23 protein-coding genes and 5 pseudogenes are annotated in these 25,270 nt (G+C 56.6%); 15 read left to right on the top strand and 13 right to left on the bottom strand.

The annotated features are described in order from the left end of the window. Position 1: 1 nt before the first annotated feature. From RBB80_RS25570 to RBB80_RS25555, 4 genes and pseudogenes are all read left to right on the top strand, one after another. Entirely contained in the window at positions 2–1,225 is a 1,224-nt protein-coding gene (locus RBB80_RS25570) for a WD40/YVTN/BNR-like repeat-containing protein (RefSeq protein ID WP_433965101.1), read from the top strand. Positions 1,226–1,263: 38 nt separating this feature from the next. Continuing rightward, positions 1,264–2,414: pseudogene (gene mqnE / locus RBB80_RS25565) on the top strand (aminofutalosine synthase MqnE). 633 nt (positions 2,415–3,047) lie between these two features. After that, a complete protein-coding gene (locus tag RBB80_RS25560) occupies positions 3,048–3,209 on the top strand; it encodes a hypothetical protein (RefSeq protein ID WP_433965100.1) in 162 nt (53 codons plus the stop codon). A gap of 8 nt (positions 3,210–3,217) precedes the next feature. Next, positions 3,218–3,679, top strand: coding sequence for a PEP-CTERM sorting domain-containing protein (locus RBB80_RS25555; protein WP_433965099.1), 462 nt, complete (start codon positions 3,218–3,220; stop codon positions 3,677–3,679). Between the two features lie 345 nt (positions 3,680–4,024). On the opposite strand, the gene RBB80_RS25550 is transcribed toward RBB80_RS25555, so the two are convergent. From RBB80_RS25550 to RBB80_RS25535, 4 genes are read right to left on the bottom strand one after another with little or no spacing between them, the layout of a single operon-like run. Further along, the gene (locus RBB80_RS25550) at positions 4,025–5,236 is read right to left on the bottom strand and encodes an MFS transporter (RefSeq protein ID WP_433965098.1); all 1,212 of its coding nucleotides are present in this window, start codon (positions 5,234–5,236) and stop codon (positions 4,025–4,027) included. Between the two features lie 7 nt (positions 5,237–5,243). Continuing rightward, positions 5,244–5,747, bottom strand: coding sequence for a LacI family DNA-binding transcriptional regulator (locus tag RBB80_RS25545; protein WP_433965097.1), 504 nt, complete (start codon positions 5,745–5,747; stop codon positions 5,244–5,246). Beyond that, positions 5,744–6,112: a hypothetical protein gene (locus RBB80_RS25540; RefSeq protein ID WP_433965096.1), complete on the bottom strand. Its 369-nt coding sequence runs from the start codon at positions 6,110–6,112 to the stop codon at positions 5,744–5,746. Before RBB80_RS25540 ends, RBB80_RS25545 begins: the two co-directional genes overlap by 4 nt. Next, complete coding sequence (locus RBB80_RS25535) at positions 6,082–6,321, bottom strand: hypothetical protein (protein ID WP_433965095.1); 240 nt, start codon at positions 6,319–6,321, stop codon at positions 6,082–6,084. Before RBB80_RS25535 ends, RBB80_RS25540 begins: the two co-directional genes overlap by 31 nt. Before the next feature lie 652 nt (positions 6,322–6,973). Here RBB80_RS25535 and RBB80_RS25530 point away from each other — a divergent pair. From RBB80_RS25530 to RBB80_RS25515, 4 genes and pseudogenes are all read left to right on the top strand, one after another. Beyond that, positions 6,974–7,159, top strand: a pseudogene (locus RBB80_RS25530) (carboxypeptidase-like regulatory domain-containing protein); the annotation flags it as partial. Between the two features lie 59 nt (positions 7,160–7,218). After that, entirely contained in the window at positions 7,219–9,639 is a 2,421-nt protein-coding gene (locus RBB80_RS25525) for a TonB-dependent receptor (RefSeq protein WP_433970097.1), read from the top strand. A 35-nt stretch (positions 9,640–9,674) separates the two neighbouring features. Then, positions 9,675–10,121 (top strand): hypothetical protein, encoded by a 447-nt coding sequence (locus tag RBB80_RS25520; RefSeq protein WP_433965094.1) that lies wholly within the window; start codon positions 9,675–9,677, stop codon positions 10,119–10,121. Between the two features lie 135 nt (positions 10,122–10,256). Beyond that, positions 10,257–10,733, top strand: a complete 477-nt coding sequence (locus tag RBB80_RS25515) for a GNAT family N-acetyltransferase (protein WP_433965093.1) — start codon at positions 10,257–10,259, stop codon at positions 10,731–10,733. Between the two features lie 9 nt (positions 10,734–10,742). On the opposite strand, the pseudogene murA reads toward RBB80_RS25515, so the two are convergent. Next, a pseudogene (gene murA, locus RBB80_RS25510) lies at positions 10,743–12,022 on the bottom strand (UDP-N-acetylglucosamine 1-carboxyvinyltransferase). Positions 12,023–12,482: 460 nt separating this feature from the next. On the opposite strand from murA, the gene RBB80_RS25505 reads away from it, so the two are divergent. From RBB80_RS25505 to RBB80_RS25495, 3 genes and pseudogenes are all read left to right on the top strand, one after another. Continuing rightward, the gene (locus RBB80_RS25505; protein WP_433965092.1) at positions 12,483–13,226 is read left to right on the top strand and encodes a hypothetical protein; all 744 of its coding nucleotides are present in this window, start codon (positions 12,483–12,485) and stop codon (positions 13,224–13,226) included. 262 nt (positions 13,227–13,488) lie between these two features. Then, a pseudogene (locus RBB80_RS25500) lies at positions 13,489–13,812 on the top strand (class D sortase); the annotation flags it as partial. Positions 13,813–13,831: 19 nt separating this feature from the next. After that, positions 13,832–15,478, top strand: a complete 1,647-nt coding sequence (locus RBB80_RS25495; RefSeq protein WP_433965091.1) for a hypothetical protein — start codon at positions 13,832–13,834, stop codon at positions 15,476–15,478. 41 nt (positions 15,479–15,519) lie between these two features. Here RBB80_RS25495 and murQ read toward each other — a convergent pair whose 3' ends face one another. Beyond that, the gene (murQ, locus tag RBB80_RS25490; RefSeq protein WP_433965090.1) at positions 15,520–16,488 is read right to left on the bottom strand and encodes an N-acetylmuramic acid 6-phosphate etherase; all 969 of its coding nucleotides are present in this window, start codon (positions 16,486–16,488) and stop codon (positions 15,520–15,522) included. Positions 16,489–16,911: 423 nt separating this feature from the next. Between murQ and lepB the strand changes: the two genes are divergently transcribed. Continuing rightward, positions 16,912–17,412: a signal peptidase I gene (gene lepB, locus RBB80_RS25485; RefSeq protein WP_433969868.1), complete on the top strand. Its 501-nt coding sequence runs from the start codon at positions 16,912–16,914 to the stop codon at positions 17,410–17,412. A 54-nt stretch (positions 17,413–17,466) separates the two neighbouring features. Here the strand turns inward: lepB and tpiA are convergent. The 7 genes and pseudogenes from tpiA to RBB80_RS25450 all read right to left on the bottom strand — a co-directional run bounded on the left by tpiA (position 17,467) and on the right by RBB80_RS25450 (position 22,824). Further along, a pseudogene (gene tpiA / locus RBB80_RS25480) lies at positions 17,467–18,194 on the bottom strand (triose-phosphate isomerase). Positions 18,195–18,338: 144 nt separating this feature from the next. Then, positions 18,339–19,559 carry a phosphoglycerate kinase gene (locus RBB80_RS25475; protein WP_433965089.1) on the bottom strand — a complete coding sequence of 407 codons (1,221 nt, stop codon included), beginning with the start codon at positions 19,557–19,559 and terminating at the stop codon, positions 18,339–18,341. Between the two features lies 1 nt (position 19,560). Next, a complete protein-coding gene (locus RBB80_RS25470; RefSeq protein ID WP_433965088.1) occupies positions 19,561–20,049 on the bottom strand; it encodes a hypothetical protein in 489 nt (162 codons plus the stop codon). Positions 20,050–20,075: 26 nt separating this feature from the next. Then, positions 20,076–20,534, bottom strand: coding sequence for a RidA family protein (locus tag RBB80_RS25465; RefSeq protein ID WP_433965087.1), 459 nt, complete (start codon positions 20,532–20,534; stop codon positions 20,076–20,078). 76 nt (positions 20,535–20,610) lie between these two features. Beyond that, positions 20,611–21,276 carry a pyridoxamine 5'-phosphate oxidase family protein gene (locus tag RBB80_RS25460; RefSeq protein ID WP_433965086.1) on the bottom strand — a complete coding sequence of 222 codons (666 nt, stop codon included), beginning with the start codon at positions 21,274–21,276 and terminating at the stop codon, positions 20,611–20,613. 113 nt (positions 21,277–21,389) lie between these two features. Beyond that, positions 21,390–22,400 (bottom strand): type I glyceraldehyde-3-phosphate dehydrogenase, encoded by a 1,011-nt coding sequence (gene gap, locus RBB80_RS25455; protein ID WP_433965085.1) that lies wholly within the window; start codon positions 22,398–22,400, stop codon positions 21,390–21,392. A 190-nt stretch (positions 22,401–22,590) separates the two neighbouring features. Then, on the bottom strand, positions 22,591–22,824 hold the full coding sequence (locus RBB80_RS25450; RefSeq protein ID WP_433965084.1) for a hypothetical protein: 234 nt from the start codon (positions 22,822–22,824) through the stop codon (positions 22,591–22,593). Between the two features lie 206 nt (positions 22,825–23,030). Between RBB80_RS25450 and RBB80_RS25445 the strand changes: the two genes are divergently transcribed. Genes RBB80_RS25445 through RBB80_RS25435 form a run of 3 tightly spaced genes read left to right on the top strand, consistent with a single transcriptional unit; the run spans position 23,031 to position 25,261 of the window. Beyond that, complete coding sequence (locus RBB80_RS25445; protein WP_433965083.1) at positions 23,031–23,846, top strand: AAA family ATPase; 816 nt, start codon at positions 23,031–23,033, stop codon at positions 23,844–23,846. Positions 23,847–23,882: 36 nt separating this feature from the next. Further along, positions 23,883–24,632 carry an ATP-binding cassette domain-containing protein gene (locus RBB80_RS25440; protein WP_433965082.1) on the top strand — a complete coding sequence of 250 codons (750 nt, stop codon included), beginning with the start codon at positions 23,883–23,885 and terminating at the stop codon, positions 24,630–24,632. After that, on the top strand, positions 24,632–25,261 hold the full coding sequence (locus RBB80_RS25435; protein WP_433969867.1) for an ABC transporter permease: 630 nt from the start codon (positions 24,632–24,634) through the stop codon (positions 25,259–25,261). The genes RBB80_RS25440 and RBB80_RS25435 overlap by 1 nt, the downstream gene beginning before the upstream one ends. Positions 25,262–25,270: the final 9 nt, after the last annotated feature.

Raw genomic sequence — 25,270 nt, 5'->3', positions numbered from 1 at the left:
AATGCAGGATCCGACGAATCGGAATATCGTTTTTGCGGGAACCACGGAGGGCCTGTGGCGGACCGTGGACTCGGGCGCTACATGGCAGCGAACTACGGGTCCCGAAGTGATTATCAATGATGTGTTCGTCGACCCGACGAACTCCAACCGGGTAATGCTTGCGACGGACCGGGGTGGGGTGCTGGCCAGCAACGATGGAGGAAACTCCTTTGTACAGTCGAATAATGGGTTTTCGGCGCGACAGATTACCTCTTATCTCGCGGATGCTTCCAATCCTAGCTCCCTCTATGTAGGGGTGGTGAACGACAAAGCACTGGGCGGGGTGTTTGCCAGCACGAATGGCGGGTTGAACTGGTCGCAAACAAGTTCCGGACTGAACGGGCACGATGTGTTCAGCCTTGCCCAGGGCCCTGATGGCGCGTTGCTGGCGGGGACACGACATGGAATCTATCGGCTGCAGGGGGCTACCTGGAGTCGTGTGGACAATGTGACGCTCAACCCTCCGCCTGCGCCACCCGCTAAGACGGGAAAGAAGACGGCACATGCTGGTGCATCTACAGCTGCGCATAAATCGCCCGAAGCCGTGGCACGTAAGAGCACTGCCTCGCAATCGGTTCATTCTTTCGAACCGGCGATCAATGCGTTTGCCCGGGGAGGAGACACGCTTTATACGGCAACCTCGTCAGGCCTTTTCGAGAGTGCTACGTCGGGTCAAAGCTGGAAGGAGGTCCCGGGCTTCGAGCCAAGGAGCTGGAACTTTGTTGCTGCCCGGAAGTCCATTGTTCTGGCAGCGAATTTGAACTCCGCGGTGCTTTCTTTGGACGGAGGTCAGCAATGGACCTCCATCAAGCTTCCGGAGACACTGGATCAACTGTCTGCGATGGCTGTCGATGATGCGGGTGGACTTTGGGTCGGAGGGCGGCAGGGCATCTTCGTATCCGACGACAAGGGAGGCTCTTGGCATACGGTCAAGGACCTGTTTCTCCGCGATGTGAATAGCATCTTTTATGACGATGTGTCGCAACGTGTCCTGATCGCCGCGGGTAGCAAAAACACAATCGCATTCGCGGTCCATCTACCAGATCGGAAGATTCAGTATTGGAATACCGGATGGAATCTCAGGCTGGTGCGTCCAATGGGTGATCATCTCGTCGGAACGACCTGGTTTGATGGTGTGGTGATCCAGCCGCGCATGGTTGATTCCAAGGAGATGGCTCGCCACTGAGATGTGCCTCAGCGACAGATGAGGACTAGAATCACAGTATGAGTTTCCAACCGTCCACTTTGCCCGCGCGACACTCCTTTCAAACAGATGATGCTGCACTTTTGCCGATCGCGACAAAGGTGCAGCAGGGGGAGCGTCTCAGCTTTGAAGATGGAGTCGCGTTGTATCGAAGTGGGGACATTCTGGCCGTGGGTTGGCTGGCAAACCTCGTGCGAGAACGGATGCACGGGGATATTGCCTATTTCAATGTGAACCGCCACATCAACCCAACCAACGTCTGTATGGCTTCCTGCCGACTGTGTGCGTTTGGGCGGAAGAAGGGCGAGGCAGGCACCTACACGATGGCGCTGGAGGAGGCCTGGGAGACGGCGGCCTCGGGGTATTCGGAGGCGGTGACCGAGTTTCACATCGTGGGGGACTGCATCCCGATCTTCCGTTTGAATACTTCATGGATCTGGTGCGGGGGTTGAAGATTCGGTTTCCGAAGGTGCATATCAAGGCGTTCACCATGGTCGAGGTGGCGTTTCTGGCCAAGCGCGGAAAGATGACAATTCCCGAGACGCTGGAGCGGATGAAGGCTGCAGGCGTGGACTCGATGCCGGGTGGTGGCGCCGAGATCTTTGCCGATCGTGTACGGCATATTATCTGTGATCACAAGATCGACGGCAGCGAGTGGCTGGACACGGCTCGGATAGCCCATAAGATCGGACTGCGATCGAACGCGACGATGCTGTACGGGCACGTGGAGAACGAAGAAGACCGCGTGGACCATCTGCTGAAACTGCGCGCGGTGCAGGATGAGACTGGTGGCTTTCAGACCTTCATTCCGCTGTCATTCCACCCGGACAATACGGCGCTGGCGCATATCCCCAGGACGACTGGGATGCTTGATCTTCGTCAGATCGCCGTCGGCCGGTTGATGCTGGACAACTTTCCTCATATCAAGAGCTATTGGCAGATGGTTTCACCGAAGATGGCGCAGATCTCACTGCGATTCGGTGCGGACGATATCGATGGCACGGTGATCGAGGAGAAGATCTACCACGACGCTGGTGCGACGACTCCGCAAGGGATGCGGCGCGCCGATCTGGTTCGGCTTATCACTGAGGCCGGGCGCGAACCGTTCGAGCGCGACACCATGTACCGAGCCGTGACTCGCAGCGAAGACAGTTTTACGGTTGCGGTTTAGGGCATAAGCTGCAGCTCGTCGCAGATTCGATTTAAAGGAGCTCCAGCTTCTTCCTGCGGGAAGAGGCTTTCCTTTTGGAATACGATTTTAGGACTTATCGGATTCAGCCTTGAATGCGAATCTGTTTCACCTACTGCATCCATGAGCCGGACTGCGCTTGACTTAATTTGGTTGGGTAGCTCGGGATACCTATCAAAAGTCGGAAGTGGCTCGTCCTTCACTCCTTGTTGTGCATGTCGGACCAAGCTGTCGCTGATCGATGGACCTAGTTTCTGAGTAGAGGATGAGGACCATGCGAAAGATTGCGGACCCAAAGTGGAAAACATTTTCATTTTGGGCAATCTTTTAGCGCTCCTCGGTCGAATCTTTGCACACTTGTCCTTTCCCATCAGCAGAAAAGTCCAGAAATCGCGGAAATTATCAATCCTTTGGGAATGGTTCGCGACTTGCAATGACATAGGGCGAGGTAAGTATTTCGCAATGAATGGCCAGCAGGCACGGACCGAAACGGGAATGGATGCTGTCTCAACTAATCGATATTTCTGCGAGTTCACATGCCCTGACATGGGCGGGGATTCGTGGAAACAGGGTGCAGTAAGGCTCTGACAACAGTTTCCCCTGGGAGTTTTTTCGATGAAGCTTGCATTACTTGTTCCGATCGTCTGTCTTGGTGTTTCTTCGATGACCGTGAAAGCGGACACACTCACACTCAACAATGGGACGGTGAATCCTTCCGGCGGCGACGCGGAGATCTATCCCTATTCGTTCCAGCTTGGCACCCCTCCGGCACATTGACGGTGAACATGATGTGTCTCAACTACAACCGCGAAATCTCTTCTGGTGAGAGTTGGAGCGTCACCGAGGAGAGCATCCCCACGGGAAACACCGCGATGGATCAGGACTACCGCGCCGATGCGATTCTGTACTCCGAGATTCTCCACCCTCAAACGGGAGTGAGTGCGAGCGAAGTTCAATACGCCGAATGGAGCATCTTCGATTCATCTGACCTGATAGGAAATTCCCTCTTTGATTCGACGGCGCAAGTCCTCGCCAGCAATGCGTTGAATGCGGCAAACAACCAGCAGTTGATTAGCTCCGGTTACTTCAATCAATTCACCCTGTATATTCCCGCGGACGATACGTCTTCGGGTCCGCAGGAATTTATCGGAACAGCTACCACTCCAGAGCCGTCGAGCTTGATGTTATTCGGATCGGGATTGGTCGGAATTGCAGGAGTCATTCGCCGTAGATTAGTTGGCGCATAAGTTTTACCCGCGGTTTTGGTCTCCCAGTTGCTCTTACACAGTCGTCAGCTTCGCTGCTGGAAAGCAATTGTTCAACCGTCCGTCGTAAAAAGATCTGTTTTCGTTACATATCACTCTCTGGGGAAGGAGGCATTATGTATCTTTTGTTCTCGCCAGCCATGGCAGCAGTCGTCGTCATCGGAGTCATTCAACTTCGCGATCATTTTGTAGCCGCCACCAAATAATGGTTGCAGGTCTAATCCCTACAGAGGTCAGCTCAGCCTGACCTCTTTTCCTCGGTCTCGTGTGGAGCGGCGCGTTCCTAAGGATGCGGGTTCTGTATGCGAACAGCGAGAGTGGCACGCTTTATGAATTTACTTTGAAAGGTGCGATTACTTTGGCCGTGACGATGCCGGAGAGAAGGAGAAGAAGAGCAGCTCCCGCGGCTGGGACGACCAATCCGGCGCGAAGGCCATGGAAGTAAGTGGAACATAAGCCGGTCACCCAGGGCAGCACCGCTCCTCCCACGGAGGCGCTGGCAAAGAGAATGCCAAGCCGCTTGTGATTTCCAGTTCGGGTGAGCATGAACGAGACCAGGAGCGGAAAGACCGGGGCTAGGGTGAACCCGCCGAGAATCGTAAGCGCGATGATGCCGTATGCCGAGGGATGCGAGATGGAACAGAGCAGACCTTCGGTAACAAGAAGCATCGTCAGACAGAGCCGGTAGAGCGTCGCCTCGCTAAGGACGGCCATAAGGGCTGTCACGAGCAGGCGGCCAATCAGCTCTGCGATCCAGAAGTAAGTAGCGATGGAAGAGGCTTGGAGAGATGAGCTGGAACGAATGGCGTAACTGGGTAGCCAGCCGCCCAGCGAGTTTTCAACCCCGACATAAAGAAACATTGCAGCAGCGAAGGAGATAAGCGGAAGCGGAGGCAGCGGGAACCGCCGCTCTGCGTTTGCACTCTTTGGTTCAGACATCGCCGATGCTTCGGAAGGCTCCCCGGAGAGGTCTGCGCGCGGTAGTGCAATGGAGAATAACGAAGCTGCGACAAGAAGCGCTGCGATTACAAATAAGAAACGCCGCATACCGCCGGCGGCAGTCAGCTTTATGAGCAGAGGGCATGCGATCGCACCGACTCCCCACGCAACATTGAGGATGGCCAGTAACCGCGCACGAACGGCCGGAAGCGTGGTTCCAGCGATGATGTTCCCCGCGGTAAGGCCGGTCCCAAGGCCGACCCCAATACAGAAGAGGGCGACGTGTGCTGCGCCGAAGCCGAGCCAGGTAAGGGCTATACATCCGATTGCGGAGAGGATCGATCCGTAGATCAGGCTTGCGCGAAGACTGCGAGACGCGACCCATGCACCGCAGAGTTGGCCGATAAAGTCAGCAGTGAAAAGGGTGCCTGCCTGAGCGTCCTGGATCTGCCAATGCTGAATGAGCTGCGGCAGTAGAGGGCCCAACATGACCGTGACCGTGCCTGCGACGAGAAAATAGAAGTACGCCGGCGCTAGTGTGCGAACGATTATCGCGCGGTTGGGGCTCAGTTGGGAGGCTTTCGACCGGACTTGTTGCAAAGCGCTCCTATCGACCATCGCCTCGCCGTGACCGGGATGTGTTTGGAATGGCTGCGGTCGATTCTCTCACGACCAGCTCTGGTTCAAACCATACTTCATTCGGATACGGTTCGTCGGGATATTGAATCCGTTTGATGAGCAGTCGTGCGGCCGCCCAACCCATTTTATGGAGAGGCTGACGAACGGTGGTGAGGCGTGGGTTGAAATATTCAGCAACGATAATATCGTCGAAGCCAATGACCGAGATGTCGCGTGGACATGAGAGGCCGGCGTCCTGAATAGCACGAATGGCCCCGATGGCGGCGGTATCGTTGAAGCAAAACAGGCCCGTGAAGTCATGCGTGCGAGCGAGCAGCTCTCGCATGGGCGGGTAGCCAAGCTCGGGCGACCAGAGGTTTTTCTCCAGATAGATGCAAAGCTCGGGGCGTATGGTAATCCCAAGTTCGTTCGCTGTGCTGACGATGGACTGCCAGCGGGCTTCGGAGTCCAGAGAGTAGCGCTGGCCCTTCATGAAAGCAATCTTGCGATGACCGAGGTCGTAGAGGTGGCGGAGAGCTTTTTAGCCGCAAAGTCATGATCGAGCATGATGTTGGAGACGCCCGGCTCCTTGCTGTGGGAGGAGACTCCGACGACTGGGAGTGAAACGTTTACTGAGAGTTCTGTGTTGACCAGGAGGAAGCCGTCGACGCGGCGGCTCATGAGAAGCTCCTGATACTCCTCCCGTAGATCGGCGCGGCCAAGGTGGCTGACAGTGAAGTAGAGAAAGCCTTCCTGAAGGAGATATTGCTCGACGCCGAGCATAACGCCGGTGAAGTAGCCTTCGCTGAGCTCTGGGACGATCACGCCTATGGTATTGGTAAGGCGAGTGCGGAGCATGCGTGCGTGCAGGTTGGGACGGTACTCGAATTTTTGGCGGCGTCCAGAACGCGCTCCCTGGTTGCAAGTGAGATCGACTTCGCGACAGGGGAGTTATTGAGAACGATCGAGATCGTTGCCGGGGAGAGGTCGAGATACTCTGCCAGAGTCTTGAGCGTTACGGGTTTGCCGGCGTCCGGCTTGCTGTCCTTACTTTGCACTTTCATCATGTTCCGGCAAATCTTCCTTTTGTGTACGGCAACAGTTGTACACCTTTCGTCTGAAGGCGGGGAACAGGAACTTGGCCGGGTGAGAGAGAAGTAACGAACCAAACCCAATTACAAAAAAGACAACCTAAGGATCTCGCGGTGACAAAGGTGCAACGGTATCCTAATAAATTTCTTTATATCGACCGCTGTCTACTGCTTTTCGCGGGAGAAAAGACGTCGGAGGTCACCGCCGGCAATCGTTGCCCGTCGGTTTTTAGCCTTGGTTTTATAGGCTGACGTTCTTGGCGGAGCGACATTTCGGGGGCTGACGAAAGGCGGGGACAATCATCCTCGCGCGGCGTACCGCGTAGAAAATCGTCGCCTGACGCGAGATTTACAGAAAAAGAAATGTGATCGTAATGGTGCTGAAATATTGACACCTTTCAGCGGGCATGACACTTTATATATCACACAATAGATTTCATCGTGGAATCGGTCGCAGCCCCAGTTGGATAGATAAGCAAGAGGGCAAATAAGACCGGGCCACCGGCGTCGCTTAGGGCCATCGGGTGTGCTCTGCACACTACAACGATCAGAAGCTCTATTTCATCAGCCGTGATTCTTCCGAGAGTAAGACCCCGGAGGAAATACGTGTATCCGCAGGAGGCTTGAAATGAATGCTTCACGGAAGTTCTCAAACAGGTTGTTCATCCTGGTCGCGTTGCTGATGATAAGTGTTGGCTTGTGCTCTGCGCAGTCGACAGCGACTTTGTCCGGTACCATAACCGATCCAAGTGGCGCCGTAGTGCCCGGAGCACACGTAAAGGTCCATTCGGTTGCGACGGGGCTTGATCGCGTGGTCGTAACAGATGGATCCGGAATCTACGGGGTTCCGTCCCTCCAGCCGGGGTGTATGACGTGCAGGTCTCCGCGGATGGGTTCAGTCTCTATACTCTGCAAAGGGTCAATCTGGAGGTCGATCAAAAGGCTTCGGTCAACGCTCAACTCTCTCTGTCGTCAACGGGGTCGGTTGTTCAGGTGGATAGCGGCGCGGTGCAGATCGAGACGCAGACGATGACTGTTGGACAGGTCATCGACAAGACCACCGTTCAAGAGATTCCGTTGAATGGACGTCACTTTCTCGATCTGACGGTGCTGACCCCTGGGGGCGTGGTCGCCCCCACTGCGGGAAGTTTGACAGGGGCAAGCCGAGGCTTGGGAGCCAACTCTTTCATCACCGCTGGAAATCGGGAAGACTCAGTGAACTTCCAGATCAATGGCGTGAACCTCAATGATATGAGTCAGAATCAGATCACCTTCCAGCCCTCCATCAATACGACCTCCGAGTTCAAAATCGATAACTCGACCTTTAGCGCGGAGTATGGCAGAAGTTCCGGTTCAATCGTGAATATCAGCACGCGGTCGGGTACCAATGAGCTGCATGGGGAGGTATTTGACTACTTCCGCAACGAAGCATTGGACGCACGAAACTACTTCAATCGGCCGAATGGTACGTCGAGTGGTGATAAGGCGCCCTTGAAGCGAAACAACTTCGGAGCTGCCGTTGGCGGCCCGATCTGGAAGGGTCACACCTTCTTCTTTGCGAGCTACGAGGGTCTGCGTCAGCGTCAGGGGATTCTGCAGAACGGCACGGTATTCTCGCCTGCGGTGCGAAATACGATTGCGACGAGCGGGGCACCGGCTGCACAGTCTCTTCTGGCTCTGGTTCCTGCCCCGAACAATGGGAACCAATACGTCGCATTTACGCCGGGACCAGTGAATATTGATCAGGGCACCATCGACATCCTTCATCAGATCAGTTCGAATGATCAGTTGCATGGATTCTATGCGTACCAGAAGGACGTTCGCACGGAGCCTAACCTCCAGGGCAATACGATTCCCGGCTTCGGCGATCATCGGACCGGAAGCCGACAGATTTTGACTCTAAATGAGACACATGTCTTCAATCCGAACTTCGTGAATGAGGCGCGTCTCGGATTCAACCGGATCGTCATTAGCTTTACACCCGCAAATCAACTGAATCCTCAGGACTTTCATATTGGCGACGACATCACCTCTGCGATAGGGATTCCTCAGATTACCGTCACGGACGTAGGCACCGGTCTGAACTTCGGTGGTCCTTCCGCCTTCCCGCAGGGCAGGTCCGATACGTTCGGTGTGTTCTCCGATGCCGCGACTTTTCTGAAGGGGAGACATAGCATCAAATTTGGCGGTGAGTTCCGTCGCTTTCTGGGGGCGAGTTTTGCCTCCGACACGGGGACCATTACCTACGACACAACAGCGCACTTTGAACAGGATCTGGCTACGGGTTTCACGATCACTCCGCAAACGATCGATAGCCGTATCTATGTGAACGCCGCAGGTCTTTTCGTTCAAGACAACTTCAAACTCAATCCAAGCCTGACCCTGGAGTATGGCTTTCGGTTTGAGTGGAACGGTACTCCGACAGAAGGTGCGAACCGCCTGGTCATCTTCAATCCTAGTACCGTATCGCTGATCCAAACTGGAACGAATGGTGTCGGTGCGATCTACCCGCAGAACTATAACTACGAGCCGCGGTTGGGCTTTGCATGGGACGTCTTCCGCACCGGTAAGACGGTTGTTCGTGGTGGCTACGCCTACATGGCAGATCAGCCTGTGTCTGGCGTCGTAAGTGGTCTAGCGTCTAATCCTCCGTTCAGCACCAAGGTTAGTTATGCCAATACGAAGGCGCCGATTCCAGTGGAGTCGCTTTTTCAATCGGCTACGGCGGCCGGTATCGCGATCAGCTCTACAAATCCGAATCTGAAGAATGCTTACACCCAGACCTACAACCTGAATCTGCAGCAGGAGGCACCCTGGGGCATCGTGACGTCGATTGGTTACTACGGATCTGTCGGAAGACATCTCCGCGCGCAGACCAACGAGAACCAGCCGAATGCCGCAGGAGTCCGGCCATTTCCAGTTCTTTCCAGTACGAGCCCGATCAAGCCTGGAGTCTCGTCGAACTCCAACATCGCGGAGATCAATGACGTCGGTTCGTCAAGCTACAACGCGCTGTGGCTGGTCGCGACCAAGAATGCCGGCCACGGATTGCAGTTCAATATGAACTACACATGGTCCAAGTCGCTCGATACCAATTCACTAGGATCGCAGGGGGCTATACGTTCCAGGACAGTAATAACCCCGCCGGCAACTATGGTCCCTCCGACTTCGATACTCGGAACCACTACGCTGGAAATGCGATCTATAACTTGCCATTCAAGGGAAACCGTTTTGTCGAAGGTTTCAGTCTGTCCACGATCGTTCAGTATCAGACTGGCAATCCTATCAACCTGACATACAACACATCGACCTTCACTGGAGTGGCTAACGTGATTCGGCCGAATCTCGTGGGTCAGGTGGCGACAAAGAAGATTCAGACCGGAATCGCAAATGTCACCTTCATTCAGTCCAAAGTGTGCCCGATCGGGCCGACCCTTGCGGTTCCTGCCGGATGCAGTTTCCAGAATCCGGCGACGCGGGCTACCCCTACTTCCGCGGTCGTATCAACTGGGTTAGGAGATATCGCTCGAAATGCAATTACGGGTCCTGGATTCGCGGATGTTGACATGTCGCTTGAGAAGAATACGAAGATCACAGAACGTGTGACTCTCAAGCTGCGGATCGATACTTTCGATATTCTCAACCATCCAAACTTTGGTCAGCCCTCCGGAAACACCGCTGGATCGACCTTTGGGCAGATTTCCTCTACCCGCTTCGCGACGAGTGACGGCGGATCTTCACGTCAACTTCAGCTAAGTGGCAAGTTCGTCTTCTAGGCTGCGTAGGCTTCTACCGCGCCTCGCTGATACCCTTCAGCGAGGCGTTTTTATGCTTGTGTCTTGAAACCGAGTGAGCAGCAATGAGGGGTATTGCCGGATGGAACGATCTGCTTCAGTTAGGCTGGACATCTGATGATCGAAGAGATCGAATTGCGTGAGTATCGTCCAAGTTATCTCGATGCGATGTATTCGCTGGATCGGGAGTGCTTTTCGGAGGAGTTCCGATTCGATCGAGAGTCGATGCGAGTTTTTGCAGAGGAGCCGGACTCTATCGTTCGTGTCGCGGTGAAGACTGGTGGAGATCTTGCCGGATTCGTGATCGTCCATGTACAACCGATGGCCAAGGGAGAACTCGCTTACGTCGTGACGTTGGATGTTGCAGAAGAGTACAGACGGCGCGGTGTGGCTCGGAGGCTTTTGTCCCAGGCGGAGGAGCGCGCAGGCGCCGTTGGAGCGCTGTGGATGGAGCTGCATGTCTTCACAGGCAACGACAGCGCAATCCGGTTCTATGAGAGTTCGGGCTACGGGCGGGTTGGCCTGAGGCGCAGGTTCTATGGCAAAGCTGGACTTGACGCTTTTGTGTATCGTAAGGCTCTTGTAGTTTTGTGACTCTATCGGTTACTTTTTGCCGAAGACGTCTCCCATGCGGCGTACCTGAGCGCCAACGCCGCGTAGCTTCTCTTCAAAGTGCTCATAGCCGCGGTCCAGGTGATAGACACGGTCCAGGATGGTTTCGCCATCGGCAACCAGAGCGGCAAGTACGAGGGAGGCGGAGGCGCGCAGGTCTGAACACATGACAGCAGCCGATTGCAGAGGCGTCTTGCCGCGGACGGTTGCGGTGCGGCCTGAGATCGTGATGTTCGCTCCCATGCGAACAAGCTCCTGCACGTGCATGAAGCGGTTTTCGAAGATGTTTTCGATCACGGTGCTGGTGCCTTCGGCCTGGGTGGCCAGCGCCATGTACTGGGCCTGCATGTCGGTGGGGAAGCCGGGGTACTCCTCGGTGGTAATGTCGGCGGCTTTGAGTTCGCCGCCGGAGCGGACCCGGACGTGGTCGGCGCCAACATCGATTTTGACGCCGCACTGTTCGAGCTTGGAGATCAGGGCGCCGAGGTGTTTGGGTTCGCAGCAGTCGACGTTGAGGTCGCCGCCGGTGATGGCTCCCGCGATGAGGAAAGTTCCGGCCTCGATGCGGTCGCTGTTGATGCGATGTCGTGCGCCGTGGAGTTTGGCGACGCCCTGAATGCGGATGGTGCCGGTGCCGGCGCCTTCAATCTTCGCTCCCATCGCAACAAGGAGAGCGGCGAGGTCGGAGACTTCTGGCTCGCGGGCGCAGTTCTCGAAGATGGACTCTCCCTCGGCCAGCGTTGCCGCCATCAAAAGGTCTTCGGTGCCGGTAACCGTGATCTTGTCGAAGACGATATGCGCGCCCTTTAGCCGGTCGGCGCGGGCTTCGAGGTATCCGTGATCCTGGGTGATGGTGGCGCCCATGGCCTCGAGGCCGTTGATGTGAAGGTCGATGGGGCGGCCGCCGATGGCGCAACCTCCAGGCATTGCGACGCGTGCGATGCCGGTACGTGCGATGAGAGGTCCAAGGACCAGGGAACTAGCGCGCATCGTCTTCACGATCTCGTACTTTGCGACAGGATCGGACAGGATGGCGCACTTGATGTGGGTACGATGCTGGGCTCGTCCGTAACCGAGTTCGACCTCGGCGCCCATGCTGGTCAGAAGTTTGCGCTCAGTCTCTATGTCCTGGACCTGAGGGATATTTTCGAGGATAACCTCGTCCTCGGTGAGGATGGCGGCGGCCATGCAGGGGAGAGCGGAGTTTTTGCTCCGGAGACTTTAATGGTGCCGAGAAGGGGATTGCCGCCGCGTACTACGAACTTGTCCATTTTGACAGTCTACGGAGATTCGACGTGGAAATGAGTAACGGCGGTGGTTCGGCGCCCTCTGAAGAGTGAGAGAACCTCCTTTCTCTGGGCACAAGATCTTAGCTACGGGGTCAGTATGATAGGTGTTCGGTTTAAGCGACTGATTCTAAATAGTTAATGCGAAGATCTTCCATCGAAAGACCGACCTATGGTTGCGACTCAGAGACGCGAAGCTCACCGGCCCGCGAAATCTACGAGGTTGATGGGAAGCTATAGTCTGGAAATTGTCCATGTGAAAAGTCTTTCATCTTCGATGGATATCGTAATCGGCCATTCGATTACCAATCCAATCAAAATTCGAATTTCGGATTACCGGTGCCAAAAAAGATGAGTTACTCGAATCTTCTCTCAACCCAGCGGCTAACTTTTCGCGTACACCTTGCATATCACGGGACGTAAGTTGATCCTGCAAGGAGAAACGGTGCGACTCAAACATCTCATTTACTGTGCGTCTCTGTGTCTTTTCAGCTCGGCGTTATGGGCTGCCGGGCCGGCAACTCCCGCCGCTGACTTCACGATCTCCACCCCGTCGCATATTCCCGGGGCTACGCTGGAACCCGGCTCCTACACGATCCATATTGTGAACCGTTTGTCGGACCGCGTGATCTTGAAGGTTGATTCGTCGAAGGGCGACGTGCATTCAACCTTTCTTGGTATTCCGAACAGCGAGATTCAGAAGCCAGCCGCCAATGGCCCTGTTAGGTGGGCTAACCCCGCTGACGGCTCTCTGTACCTCAAGGGGTGGTATTTCGCGGGCAGCTCTTCAGTCGTAGAGTTCGTCTATCCAAAGGCTGAGGCCGTTGCGATAGCAACCTCAAACCCAGCGAAGGTGCCTGCGGTTGATCCGGCTTCCGAGGGAAAGGTTACCGATAACACGCTGTCTCAGGACGACATGCAACTGCTGACCCTTTGGCTTCTTTCGCTTGAGCAGGTAGGGCCCAGTGGTACGGGCGATACTGCAAAATCAAGCATCAAGGCGGAGCGATACACGCAAGTTGCCAGCGTCCAGAAGCCGGTGATCAAAGCTTTGCCTCATACTGCCAGCAGGGTCCCGTTGGTATGGCTGCTAGGCTTCTGCTCCTTGATCGCTGCAGCGCTGCTGAGGCTGATTGCGCCGCAGAGTCGAGTCTCTAGTCTTAGTCAGAAACTTTTGCTGCGGAAGTAAATATGCGATCGCTCGCATGCACTGAACGTCTTCTTTGGACGTGTGGTCTCCTTTGCGTTGGATACTGCCTGATTCTGGGTGTTCAGGCAAAGGGGACCCAGAGGTTCGCGGATCGGATTGACCAGCCTTTGCCAACCAGGATTGCACCTGCAGCCGCGCACACGACTGAGGATGTTATTGGCAGGATTGAGATTCCGGCGCTCGCGTTGTCAGCACCGATCACGGCGGACTATGATGGGAATAGTTTGCATCGGGGAGTGGGACATATTCCCGGACAGCGGTGCCGGGTGGCCTTGGTACGGTGGGGCTGGCAGCTCACCGCGATTCGTTCTTTCGGCCGTTGCGTAGGATCACCGCCAAGATGGAGGTGCGGTTGATCGATAGGAGCGGCACCTATCACTACGTCGTGGATTCGGCCGAAATTGTGAGTCCGGACAAAGTAGAAGTGCTCAATATCGCCGACAGGCCAGAATTGACGCTCATCACCTGTTTTCCGTTCGACTATGTGGGCGCAGCGCCGGAACGTTTTATTGTTCATGCTCACCTTCTGTCGGCTTCCCCGGACGGGGTTTCTGCCATCCATTAAGAAGTGGGGAAGAGGCGCTATGAAATTTGAGATTCACGAAACAGTACAGACTCCGGATCCAGAGATGGTTTTGCGCGCATTGGAGATGTGTTCACGCGAGATCTCCAGCGAGGTGGTCCGGTCTGGCGACCGACTGACGTTACGAGGTGTGGGACCGTCGCCACGATCGAAGAACAAGCACGACACTACGGTGTTCCATGTGAACGCCCAGAACAACGAGACCGTGATCCAGGGAGAGGTCAACTTCCAGGCGTCGGCGCTCCTGGGAGATACGTCGCAACAGGAGGTTGTGCGATCCAAAATGGATGATCTGTTTGAGCAGATGAAGGCACAGATTCATCTCGATTCCATGCGTGTAGCTGCTTATACAGCAGCAAGAAGATCGGCCTCATCGTCAACAACCGTTTTAGACCGGCCCGAAGATCAGAGCGCGATCAAACTGCGGGAGTTGGATCCATCTGAAGAAGAATTGTTGCCGTCGGAGGAAAAGATCCCGCCGGCTGCGGCTCCGGAAACAGTAATTGAGGCCGTGACGGCTGCTCCGGATGCAGGATGGGGTGCGGCTGCTCTTATTGGAGAGCCGGAGGAGATTGTACTGCCCGAACGAAGTGGCGACTCTAGGCATGCGCGTATCGCGGAGCCGGTCGCCGCCCCGCCGGTCGAGCACCCGCTCGCAGATGTGCCAGATATCAAAGGCGGTCCAGAAAGAGCCATCAATTCGGCACAGACCGTAGCACACACCGCAGAGTCAGTGCGCCCGACGGAAGCGAAGCAGACTCCTCCGTCAGGGGCTGCGCGTAATCGGGCGAGTAATCCAAGACCCGACGTTGGATCAGGACTCGAAGAAGAACTGTCGTGGGAAACTCGAATACCACCTTACCGACTTCAAGTGGAAGCAGATCGGACCCCTGGCTGGAAACAATTTGCGTTGGGAACAACCGTGGTGGTCATGCTGTTGGCGTTAGCAGCAGGGACGTATCGTTTGTATTGGCTGCAACGGAAGTTCACCGTTACTCCCGTCTCAACCGCAGCAAAGTATGTTCCGGCTCCAGCGATTGATTCGCCGGCCGTTCCGGCACCTTTACCAGTTCTGCCGAAAGCGCCCGAAACATCATCTCCAGGGAGTACGCCTTCTAATCCAGGGAGTACGCCTACTAAGTCAGAGACAAATGCCGAGCCTCCCGCCAGCAGTGCGGAAGTGAAGCGATGGCTGCAAGGATGGGCGGCTTCGATGCAAACCAGAGATGCAAATGCTCAAGCTTCTTTCTACGCAGATAAGTTGGATCGCTATCTCGATCAGCGAAACGTTGGACGAGGTGCAGTCTTGCGAGACCGCGAGGCCACAATCCGCATGCGAAAGGGCCTGTGGACCGTGAAGATGGAGGACGTTGTCATAGAACGGCAGACAGATTCGGAGGCTGAAGTTCGCCTTATGAAACACTTCATCGACGAACCTGAACAGTCAGAGATTTTAGAGTCCTATGTACCGACCCACCTCACGCTTAAGCGCATCAACGGGCAGTGGAAGATCACATCGGAGCAGGATCAACCTACTATTTCGGTCAGTCCCTGGAAGGCGCAGGGCGGAATATTGAATGAGGAAGATCAGCCGGAGATCAGGGAGGAGCAGGGAAGCGCCGCATGTGTGGGTGCCTGCGCTTCCTGACAATCGATGATCCTGACGACTGAGGATCAGTCTTTGAGCAATCAGAGTTCGAGGCGGGAGTCGTCAATCGCGAGTCGTACGTTGCCATCGGATTTGGTAAGGCGACGCACTGCTTCCATTTTGTCGACACTGGCTTTGAGCATAACGACGGCGATGGGAATCGATTTACCGGCGGATTTTATGGTGCGGATCGCGGTGTCGCGGTCGATATCGCAGACCTTCATGAGAACGCGAATGCCTCGCTCAACCAGCTTCGCGTTCTTCATATGCACGTTAACCATGAGGTTGTCGTAGACGTAGCCGAGACGTGTCATGGCGCCAGTGGTGATCATGTTGAGCACCATCTTCTGGGCCGAAGCGGACTTCATGCGCGTGGAGCCGGAGATGACCTCCGGCCCGACCTCGGTGATGACGGTGGTGTCAGCGACATCGGAGAGTGGCGTGTTGAGGTTGCAGGTGATGGCAGCGGTCTTCGCTCCACGGGCTCGTGCGTACTCCACAGCACCAACCACATAGGGCGTGCGACCGCTCGCGGAGACTCCGATGACGATGTCCTTACGAGTGGGGCGCCGGCGGGCGATGTCGCGCTGGCCGATCTCTGGTGAGTCTTCGTTCACATCGGAGGCGGAGGCGAGAGCTTTGGGGCCGCCAGCCATAATGTATTGGACTTGCGAAGGAGCGGTAGAGTAGGTTGGTGGGCACTCCGAGGCGTCCAGGGAGGCGATGCGGCCGCTGGAGCCGGCTCCAACGTAGATAAGACGGCCACCATCGCGCAGAGAGCGGGCCACAGTATCGATGACGATGGCGATCTCAGGCAGCGCCTTTTTGACCGCCGCTGCGATCTTGGCGTCCTCGTGATTAATAATTCGGGCGATCTCGAGAGCGGACTTGGTGTCGAGTCCCTCCGAGGCAGTGTTGGCGGTCTCCGTGGTGAGATCGTTGAAGTCTGCTGCACCGCGGTTGACGGGTTTTGGTGTTGGGGCCTGCTCGAGCATGGTAAGGGTTGCCATAAGTTTCCTACTGTTCTGCTGGGGCAATTCTAGTCCTAACCTTCTCGAATGCGTCAAGAAAGGTTTGCCCTATGCGAGTTATCATAAAGGGTCGGGTCTGTGCCGGATGATGATTGGGATGGCAAACTAAGTCGGCCTGTGATAGGCAAAGTATTCTGGTTCAAGCGTGTAGTTCTCATAAATTTTACGAGGCTGAACCTGGAGCCTCTGCTGGATACATGAGATGGCATTTCCGCTCAATTGGTTACCCGTGCCGGGCGCTTGCGGACGGGTCGCCAGCGAGTAGGCTAGTGATTGCAATTCTTTGATTGGTGCGTCTAAATGTTAGAGGATTCGGAAGATCGCGTGGAGACCAACGGCAAGATTCAGCCGGAGCCAGACAATCGACAGCAGATGGAGCCGACACGCCAGCGGAAGGGAGTGATGCACTCCTGGCTGCGCGACCTTGTAATCTCGGTGGTGGTGTCGGCGTTCATCATCATCTTTCTGTATCAGCCGGTGCGAGTGGAAGGGACCAGCATGTTGCCTATGTTGGAAGACCAGGACAGGCTGTTCATCAACAAGATGGCGTACCGGGTAGGGGAGATTCATCGCGGTGACGTGGTGGTATTTCTCTATCCGCATGACCACGAAAAGAGCTATATCAAGCGTGTGATCGCGCTGCCAGGGGATACGCTACGGATCGATCATGGGCAGGTAATCGTAAACGGAGCGCGAGTTGCAGAGAGTTACGTGCCGATGCGGTTCGCCGATGACAGATCGCAACCGGAGATGACCGTTCCAGGACACGAGTACTTTGTGATGGGGGATCATCGGTCGATCTCGAGCGACAGCCGCGACTTCGGGCCGGTCGATCGAGACTTGATCTATGGCAAGGCCGCGTTTGTGTACTGGCCAATGGACCAGGCTGGGGTCGTCCGCTAGGCGCGGGGCAGTAACAGCAAGCGGCGAACACCACGTCTTTATTAGGCTGAATGTTCAGGCAGCGGTAGCGTTCTTGACGATCTCGGCGAACGATTTGGCTTGCAGGCTCGCCCCGCCGACCAACGCGCCGTCGATCTCGGGCTGGGACATCAGGCTCGCGACATTGTCCGGTTTGACGGAACCGCCATAAAGAATGCGCATAACGCTGGCGCAGGGAAGGCCGAGATGTGCGCCAACCTCGCGTCGGATGATGGCATGGGCTTCGTTCGCCTGCTCCGGGGTAGCGACGCTGCCGGTGCCGATCGCCCAGACGGGTTCGTACGCAATGACGACGTTCCCGCAAGAGGCTCCTTGATGCCGTTGAGCGCGCAGGCGATCTGCCAGCGGAGAACGGCTTCGGTCAGGCCGGACTGGCGCTTGTCGAGGGTTTCGCCCACGCAGACGACCGGGATAAGGTCGTGATCGAGGGCGGCTTTTAGTTTGAGATTAACCATGTCGTCGGTCTCGTGAGCGTAGATGCGGCGCTCCGAGTGGCCTAGCAACACGCGGGTGCACTCAATGCTTTCGAGCATGGTTGGAGAGGTCTGACCGGTGTAGGGTCCTTCGTTTAGCCAATGCATCGTCTGTGCGCCGGCGGTGACGTTCGTACCCTTTGTCGCCTCGATGACATAGCCGAGCGAAGACATGGTGGGGAATATCGCAATCTCGCTGGTCGTGTGGTCCTTGACCAAAGGAAGGAACTCGCTGAGGAAGGCTAAGGATTCTTTGGGCGTCTTGTACATCTTCCAGTTAGCGGCGATCAGTGGCTTTCTCATGTGCGAATCAGTATTCCATTCTGGCGGGTGTCTTGGGAAGACCGGCATTTGCTTCGTTCGTTAGAAGAGGCAAAAGGTAGTGCTCGCGAATAGCCGCACGTTGAAAGACGATTAGCGAAATCTCTGGTTGTCCGTCAGCGCCGCGACGCCGGGCAGAGTTTTGCCTTCGAGAAATTCGAGGCTGGCTCCGCCACCGGTGGAGATGTGGGTGATGCGGCTCGCGACTCCGGACTGCTTGATGGCCGCGACCGAGTCTCCCCCGCCGACGATAGTGGTCGCGTCATGATTGCGTGCAACCGCGGCAGCGATCTCGTTGGTGCCGCGAGCGAAGGCGGGCATCTCGAAGACGCCCATGGGACCGTTCCAGATGATGGTGCGTGCTTCGGCTATCTCTTCTTCAAAGAGCGCAATCGATTTAGGGCCGATGTCGAGTGCCATCAGATCTTCGGGGAAGGGACCATCTCCGGAAAAAATCTTGGTTTTGGCATCAGGGGCGAACTTGTCGGCGAGGACATGGTCGACCGGTAAAAGAAAGCGAACGCCCATAGCCTTTGCCTTATCGAGCGCGGCTTTGGCGACGTCGATCTTGTCGATCTCCACGAGAGATTTTCCGGTGCTCTGACCCTGCGCGTTCAGGAAGGTGTAGGCCATACCGCCGCCGATGATAATCGCATCCGCTTTTTCCAGCAGGTTGTCGATCACCTTGATCTTGTCTGAAACCTTCGCTCCGCCAATGATCGCGACGAACGGTTTGTCGGGTTCAGCAAGGGCCTTTCCGAGGTAGGTCAGCTCTTTCTCCATCAGAAGACCGGCAGCCGATTGTTTTACGAAGTGAGTGACGCCTTCCGTGGAGGCATGGGCACGATGTGCGCTGCCAAACGCGTCGTTGACGTAGATGTCGCAAAGCGAGGCGAGCTTTTGTGCGAAGACGGGATCGTTGGCCTCCTCCTCGGCGTGGAAGCGGAGGTTCTCAAGCAGGAGCGGCTGGCCGGATTCGAGATTGAGGGCCATTTCGCTGGCGACGACGCCAATACAGTCAGGGGAGAATGCCACGTTTTCCTCATCGCCCAGGATGTGGTCGAGTCTGGTGCGGAGATGGTCGACGAGAGGGCGAAGGCTCATGGAGGCCACGGGCTTGCCTTTGGGGCGGCCGAGATGGGAACAGAGGATGACCTTGGCCTTGTGGCGCAGGGCGTACTCGATCGTGGGGAGGGTCTCCCGAATGCGAGTGTCGTCGGTGATGATGCCGTCTTTGAGAGGGACGTTGAAGTCGACGCGAATGAGGACGCGCTTGTCGGTGAGGTCGAGGTCGCGGATCGATAGCTTGGCCATGTCAGTTAGAGGATACCCGAGATGATGGCGCGAAGCGTCGGTTGGCCAAAGATATCGGCAGCCCAACCAGAAAGACCATGGCGGCGATGCTATTGATGAAAACCGCGAGAGTGGGGGCGTTCCTCGGGTAGAGGTTCGTGTGTGGAAGCACCAGGTAGTACATAACCCCGTAGATGAAAGCTCCGTAGAGCAGCCCTGCCAGGACGGCGTGGCGACTAAGGAACGACAGAACACGTGCCGCCAGGACGAAGAGCGTCGCCCAGACAAGTGCGATGAAGAGATGCGCTGCCAGTCCGAGGAGAACGCTGGGGATGCCGTCGGAGTATGCGGCGCGGCCAAGGATGCCGCTCGCGATGGACTGCGGAATCTTCATGGGAGCGACCCCGCGCAGGCCATAGAAGATGATCGGATCGACCATGTCGAGGAGAGCGGCTACGATCGCTCCAATCAGGATTGCCTTCGGGACGGAGCGGCTCAAGTCGTTTGGCATGGGAAATTCTAAAGCATCCCGAGAGACTATTCGGGGATAAAGGAGTCGGCTTCGATCTCGATGCGCCAGGCTGGGTTGAGCAGCGCGGCGACGATAACCATGGTCGCTGCGGGCCGGACCAACCCGAAGAACTTGCCGTGAACGCGGCCGACGGCCTCCCAGTCTTCGGCGCGAGTGAGGTACATCCGAGTGCGGTACACGTGCTCGATGGAACTGCCGGCGTTTTTGAGCGCGGCCTCGATCAGCGTCAGGCATTGGTCAGTCTGTTCCGTTACGTCCGCGCTGTCTGCGCCTACGGGGCCGGTGCCGGAGACGTGGACGTGGTTGCCGATGCGGACCGCCCGGGAGAAACCGATGATCGGCTCGAAGGGTGAGGTGCCGGAAATATTTTTTCGGGTCATCTTGGTCTGGAGAGTCCTTTCGAAGCTAGGCTGCACTTTGGCCAGCGTTTGGCGAACAAGCAGATTACGATCCACACCGCGCATCGGCTCCTCGTAGTAAAGAAAGTTCAAGCAACAAAGAACGATGACGGCCAAGGGAGAAAGCCTCGCGTCAAGTTTGCTATGTCGTGCTGGTCGATTCAATCTGCGACAGGCGGCGAAGCCTCTCGCGCAGTTTTGCGTTCTCTTCATCAAGCTTCGCGAGCTTTTGAGTCAGGGGCGCGAGTACTTCCTGAAGTTCTTCCAAAGTATAGCGGGGAGTGATGTGCTGCGGACAGTTCCAATCGAAGCCTTCAACGTGAACGAGGATCACTCTTTCAATCACCGAAGATTTGTCCGCAGGCCGGAAAGATTCGATCAGCGCCGAAGCTTCGGAATCATGCTCGTGAACCTCGACGCGCCCGAGAATCTTCAGGCGTGTCTGATTGGGATAGTCCATGAAGAAAAGAGCGACACGCGCATCGTGATCGAAGTTTCCCAGGCTGATGTACTGCTTGTTTCCACGCAGATCCGCGAAGCCGATCAGGCTCGAATCCATGACCCGAACGAACCCCTTAGGGCCGCCGCGATGTTGTACGTAAGGCCAGCCGGTCTCGCTGACCGAAGCCATGTAGAAGCTGTCCCGCAGCGCGATGAAGGCTTGTTCGTCGGCGCCAAGAGTATTTCCCGGCCCAGAGCGTTCAGCCAGGCGCTCATATTGAGCCCTGCTGCCATGATCCTGTTGATGTTGTTTGACGAGGGTGTGAAAGTCAGTTCCTGGAAGCGACGACCCATAACGCGCGCTCATTCCGGGCAGGTGGACTCGCTGCTTAAAACAATAGATTCACGGTTGGGTGTAGAGATGCAGAATTGATGCCCGAAGAGCGACGAGACGAGGCCACTCCTCGGGCACAGGGTTGTTTACAGGCCCTTTTTGACGAGGAAGAGGATCAGATCCTTTACTCGGCTGGAGTAGCCCCACTCGTTGTCATACCAGCTGATTACCTTGCCAGTGTTCTGGCCTACGACCTTGGTCAGCTTGCTGTCAACGATGCTGCTGAGGGGATTGCCCTTGAAGTCGGAGGAGACGAGTTCCTCGTCGGTGAAGCCCAGAATCCCCTTGAGTTCGCCGTCGGCGGCCTTCTTGAGGGCCTCGTTGATGGATTTGTCGGTGATGGGCTTCTCGGAGACGAAGGTGAGGTCGACGACCGAGACGTTGGGGGTCGGGACGCGAATGGCGAAGCCGTCGAGCTTGCCGTCCATTGCTGGAACAACTAGCTTGAGCGCTTTGGCGGCGCCGGTGCTCGACGGAATCATCGAGAGAGCGGCGGCGCGGGCGCGGCGCAGGTCCTTGTGCGGGGTATCGAGAATGACCTGATCGTTGGTGTAGCTGTGGATGGTGGTCATGATGCCGGAGGCGATGCCGAAGGTGTCGTGGAGAACCTTGACCACGGGCGCGAGACAGTTGGTCGTGCAGCTCGCGTTCGAGATGACGTTATGTTTCGCAGCCTCGTACTTGCCGTCGTTGACGCCTAGCACGATGGTGATGTCCTCGTTGGTCGCCGGGGCGGAGATGATGACCTTCTTCACCGTGCTGCCAAGATGAGCCTTGGCCTTTTCGGCGTCGGTAAAGAAGCCGGTGGACTCAACAACAATCTGCGCGCCGACCGAGGCCCAATCAAGCTTGGCCGGATCACGTTCCGCGAAGACCTTGATCTGCTTTCCATCGACTGCGATGTAGTCGGCTCCGTGGGTGATCTCCTGCTTCAGATTGCCGAGGATGGAGTCGTACTTGAGGAGGTGGGCCAGCGTGGCGGGGGTAGTTAGGTCGTTTACGGCTACGAATTCAATATCGGGGTTCCCTAAAGCGGAGCGGAATACGTTGCGTCCAATGCGGCCGAAGCCGTTGATGCCTACCTTTACAGCTGCCATGATTTTTGGTTGCTCCTGTCGTGTTTGCTGCGTTGAGTATCAGTGTAACCATTTTAGAGCGAAGCGAAAGGGGCCGCACGCCATTCGCGTGGGAAGCTATTACTGGGCTGGGACGCGGCAAACTTTGACGCAGCTTCTCCCGCCGTGCCGTCGCGAGGGATCGACGAGACAAATTGCGTGCTGGCTTGGATTAGAAGTTGAAGAACTTTTCGCGGAGGGCGTCTTCGTAGTTCTTCTTCGCATCTTTGGCCTTCTCGCGAGCATCTTCTTCACGGAAGGCGGCCGCCTCCCAGGCGTCGATCTCTGCCTCGGAGTGGTTGACCGAGGCGAGCGCCTCTTCTTCGCGGATGGCAGCAACCCATTGATCAACGGCTTCTTTGTAAGCAGCCTGCATCTGGTTCAGATCGGAGACGTCGACGGACATCGCTCACCTCTTTTACCCGCGACGGTACTGCAGCTCTGTGAAAGGAGGATGTAAACCGCTGAGAAAAGACGAGATGAAAGCACCCACATTCGACCAAACGGGGAGACGGTCGGGGTGTCTCTGGAGGTGCAAGCCATTTGCGGGAGGCTTCCGCGCTGTGTTACAAGCGTCGTATGCGCGAATTGCGCGAATGGATAAGCGAAAAGATGAGACGACGCCCTAGACGTGGACCGAATGATTCGGAGTCCACGGGGAAAAGTGGGCAGGAGCTGCCCTCGAACCAGCAAGCTCCCCTGAGACCAACCTATCCGGAGGCTGCGCCGGTACGCGCCGCAGACCCCGCGCCAGCCAAGGCCGAGCAAGTTGTGGAACCAGCGACTGAAGTCGCCGCCGGGACCGTCTCCGACCACGCCATGTCCCTTGCCGAACAGGTAGCGCCTGCTGAGCCCAAGATGGTGATGGAGACCCAGCCAGAGTCGCTGGGAACTCCACCCGCGGAGTTGACTGCGACCAAGTCGCCGAAGGGTTATGTCGTGCTTGCAATCGGTCTGCCCGGCTCGGGTAAGACGACCTGGTACAAGCGTCGAGGTGTAACTCCTCTATCGAGCGACCTGCTGCGCACCCTCCTCTTCGACGACATCACCGAACAGCGCTATCAGGGGCTGGTGTTTTCAACGTTGCGAAGCCTGCTGCGCGCTCGTCTGATCGCGAAGATGCCTTGGAACTACGTGGACGCGACGAACCTGTCGCCTCACGAACGCAGGCAGTGGATCAAGATGGCCAAGAGCTTCGGATACGAGGTGCAAGCTGTGTTCTTCGACGTGCCATTGGCCGTTTGCATGGAACGCAACTCGAAGCGCGATCGCCAGGTGACCGACGAGGTGATGCAGAAGATGGCCGAGCGCCTCAAGCCCCCCACCTTCAAGGAAGGTTTCGAAAAGATCACGGTAGTGCGTGTAAAGGGCCAGCCCGGCACGGCAGGAGAGCCAACGGTCGATACAGTCCCGGAGCCCGCAGAGTAGCTCCGCAGCTCGCCACATCAGATTAGAGTAAAAGACATGCCCACGGTTGGCGTTGAGTTCGCGAAGGTGAGCTACACGCTGGCGAGTGGGCGCGTTTTAATGCGTGAAGTCTCTTTACAGCTTGAGGCGGCGACGACGACAGCCCTGCTGGGACGCAGTGGATCTGGCAAGACCACGCTATTACGCATGGTGAACAATCTGGTGACGCCCAGCTCGGGGCAGGTGCTCGTCGCAGGCAATCAGACGCAAAATGGCGACATCGTAGCGCTGCGGCGCAGTATCGGGTACGTCATCCAGGAGACTGGGCTGTTTCCCCACATGACCGTGGAGCGTAACGCTGGGATGGCGCTGGAGCTTGCGGGACGCTCGAAGAGCAAGATAGCGGAACGGGTCCACGAGGTTATGTCGCTGGTGGGACTCGGATACGAAGAATTTCGCGGACGGTACCCCTGGCAGCTTTCGGGCGGCCAGCGCCAGCGTGTCGGTCTCGCACGCGCACTCGCTACAGACCCAACCGTACTGTTGATGGACGAGCCGTTTGGCGCGCTCGATCCGTTGACCCGCGCCGAGATGCAGACCATGCTGCGAGACTTGCTGAAGAAGGTGGGAAAGACCGTTCTACTGGTCACTCATGATCTGGACGAAGCTCTGTACCTGGCCAACCGCGTGGTGTTTCTTTCCGAAGGCACTGTAGTGGCAGATCTCGCTCCAGAAGAGGTGCTGCGGTCAGAAAACCATCACGTAAAGGATTATGTTTATGCCGTACACCGCACGGTGCAAGCGTGATCGACTACCTTCGCCAAAACGGATACGACATCGGTCGACTGACCTTTGAGCATCTCTGGCTAACCCTGTCAGCGATGCTATTGGCTGCGGCGATAGGGCTGCCGTTGGGTATCCTGCTCACCCGCAAACAGAAGCTCGCCAGGCCCGTAATCGGGGTTGCGAATGTCCTGCAAACAGTTCCGAGCCTCGCTCTCTTCGGTCTGCTTCTGCCGGTCCCGTGGTTGGGAGAGAACGCGGCCCGGCTGGCGATCCTGGCGCTGACCGGGTACGCGCTGTTGCCAATTCTACGGAACACCTACGCAGGGATAGGAAGCGTGGACCCTGCGCTGGTGGACGTGGCTAACGCAATGGGTATGACCTCATGGCAACGGCTGCTGAAAGTAGAACTGCCCTTGGCGGCGAGTGTGATTCTGGCTGGGCTCCGAACGGCAACCGTGACCTGTGTGGGTGTCGCGACCATTGCAGCCGCGATTGGAGCGGGTGGCTTGGGAGAACTCATCTTTCGCGGCGTCGCGAGTGTCGATAACGGGCTGGTACTGGCAGGCGCGATTCCAGCAGCGCTCTTGGCCTTGGTCGCGGATGCGGGACTGGGCTTACTGGAAAAGCGATTGGCTGTGAGGAGAGTGTGATGGATGCCG

It is taken from the genome of Tunturiibacter gelidiferens (genome assembly GCF_051013345.1).
GTDB lineage: Bacteria > Acidobacteriota > Terriglobia > Terriglobales > Acidobacteriaceae > Edaphobacter > Edaphobacter gelidiferens_A.
This window is presented reverse-complemented; position numbering and strand designations above follow the sequence as displayed.